Origin of the sequence: Frankia sp. Allo2 (assembly GCF_000733325.1) — a bacterium.
In the GTDB taxonomy this organism is placed as follows: Bacteria; Actinomycetota; Actinomycetes; order Frankiales; family Frankiaceae; genus Frankia; species Frankia casuarinae.
On record NZ_JPHT01000096.1, the window covers coordinates 1 to 2,310 of the forward strand.

2 protein-coding genes and 1 pseudogene are annotated in these 2,310 nt (G+C 68.4%); 2 read left to right on the plus strand and 1 reads right to left on the minus strand.

Going from position 1 to position 2,310, the window contains the following annotated elements:
* The first annotated feature begins 197 nt into the window (after nt 1-197).
* Nucleotides 198-788 carry a group II intron maturase-specific domain-containing protein gene (locus tag ALLO2_RS22900; RefSeq protein WP_023842251.1) on the plus strand — a complete coding sequence of 197 codons (591 nt, stop codon included), beginning with the start codon at nt 198-200 and terminating at the stop codon, nt 786-788.
* A 103-nt stretch (nt 789-891) separates the two neighbouring features.
* Nucleotides 892-1,713: pseudogene (locus tag ALLO2_RS25220) on the plus strand (transposase); the annotation flags it as partial.
* A gap of 12 nt (nt 1,714-1,725) precedes the next feature.
* Here ALLO2_RS25220 and ALLO2_RS27980 read toward each other — a convergent pair.
* Complete coding sequence (locus ALLO2_RS27980; RefSeq protein WP_083503475.1) at nt 1,726-2,064, minus strand: transposase family protein; 339 nt, start codon at nt 2,062-2,064, stop codon at nt 1,726-1,728.
* Nucleotides 2,065-2,310 lie beyond the last annotated feature (246 nt).

Consider the following 2,310-nt stretch of genomic DNA (forward strand, 5'->3'; position numbering starts at 1 on the left):
ACAATCAATCGCCCATCGGATGCCCAGAAGTGATCACCAGGCAGGCTACCAACAGCTACCAACTATGACGCTGCGCTACCTCGCCGGAGCCCTGGGGTTATGCCGAGATCAGGTAGCCGTTCACCGCCCTGACCAGGCAAATCACAGCCAGAGCCGGCATAACCCGGACCTCGGCATAAGCGGACGACTTCGTCGTCATGGTCCACGGCACCCGGGAACACGTCGACGCCCTGCACGGCCAGGTGAGCAGAGTCCTGGCGGGAATGGGGCTCGCCCTGTCCCCGGCCAAGACCCGGATCGTCCACCTCGCGGACGGGTTCGACTTCCTCGGCTTCCGCATCGTCTGGAAGCGGAAGCGAGGAACGGACAACTGGCACGTCTACCCCTTCATCGCCGACGAACCTGTCGCGTCGCTGAAACGGAAGATCAGATCACTGACCCGGAAGTTGTCGCATCTCGACTACAGAATCGCACTGATCCGGATCAACCAGATCCCGCGCGGGTGGGCCGCTTACTTCCAGCACGCGGTCGCCAAGCACACCCTGGCCCGTCTGCACACCTTCGTCTGGTGGCGGATGATCCGCTGGGTGATGCACCGGCACCGCCGGAGCTGGACGGCCATCCGGCGATGGCTCCGGACTCCGCACGGAGGACGGAAAGACATCGAACTGGACGGGATGACGCTGTTCCACCTCGGCCAGGTGCCGATCACCCGCTACCGATACCGAGGCGGCAACATCCCCACCCCCTGGCCGGATGCCCTGACAGGCCCAACCCCGACGGCATGATCGAGTGGAGAGCCCGGTGCCCGGAGACGGGCACGCCGGGTTCGGCGGGCGGACCGGGGAAACCCACCGGGAGCAACCCCGGCAGGGCGCCCCGGTCCGACCCAACAACCTCGCCGAGGCCGTCCGCCAGAAGGTCGCCGCGCACAGCACCTGCCGGGCCAAGGCCGCACCACCGCCGATCCGCGAGGGCGCCCGGGCGATAACCACCCGCGAACGCTGGGCGCAGGTCCACAACCTGCTCGACAAGGGCGTCGGCCTGCTGGAGTGCTCCCGCCGCCTCGGCCTCACCCTGAACACGGTCACACGCTACGCGCGGATCAGTGAGCCCGAGCGTCTCATCCGGGCACCGCAGTACCGTCCTACCCTCGTCGACCCCTAGCGCGACCACCTACGCCAGCGGCGTGAGCAGGACCCAGCAGTCCCCGTTCTCCGCCTGTTCGCCGAGATCAAGGATCTCGGCTACACCGGTAACCTCAACCTGCTCTACCGGTACATCACCCAAGGCCGGGTCGAGTCGGACCGGCCGGCGATCTCGCCACGACGCCTTACCCGCCACCTGCTCACCGCCCCCGACCAGCTCAAAGACCACCAGCGGGAGCTGCTCGACACCCTCATGGCCGCCTGCCCGGAAATGACCGCACTCGCTGGGCTCGTACGGTCCTTCGCGGCCATGCTCNCCCCCGCCGACGGCAACGCCGAACGGCTGACCGCCTGGATCAGCCAGGCACGGACTGAAGACCTGCCCCACCTGCACGCCTTCACCCGCGGACTCGAGCTGGACCGCGACGCCGTCAACGCCGCCCTGACCTGCGCCTACCACAACGGCGGGACCGAAGGCGTCAACACCAAAACCAAACTGATCAAGCGTCAGATGTACGGACGAGCAGGGTTCGCGCTCCTCCGACATCGGATCTTGCTCGGCTAACGTTGCCCTCCGTCACCACCGAATCTGCGACAGAGCCGAGAACTTGACAGCACCGTCGACCGCGATCCCCGGCCTCGGCCACCGACAGCCCTCACCCGTCGGGTCGCCGGGGCCCTCGGCGGCGACCCAGGCCGCGACCCCGGCCAGGCCGCTCTCCCCACACAGCACCGCCGCGCACAGCGACAGCACCACCGGCAGCCGGTGACGTACCCCGCGCGGGTCCCGCGGGTCCGGGATCTGCTCGAAACATTCCGCCACCGGCCCGCCCGCCGTGGCCAGCACCGCCAGCGCCTCCTGCGCTTCCCCGGCCGGGTGGGACACCTCTGCTGGCTTGCGAGACTGGACGGGCAACGGGGCCTCCCGGGGGTGAGATCTAGGCAATCCCGTCCCTACCGGGCCCCGTTGCCTCCATCCCCGGGAACACGCCCACAGGCCGCCCAGCGCCTCACCCCGGGACACCCAACCCCACCACGATCACCATCAGCCACCGGGGCGGCGTCACCTAGGGCCTGTTCTGGGTTCGGATCATGGGGTCGGGAGGCTGCGTAGCCAGAGGATGGATCCGCGTAGGTGGAGTCCCGCGGCGTAGCTTTCGGG

Bases quoted from the DNA above. Each gene is read 5' to 3' on its own strand.
- ALLO2_RS22900 (WP_023842251.1), top strand. From the start codon at position 198: ATGGTCCACGGCACCCGGGAACACGTCGACGCCCTGCACGGCCAGGTG.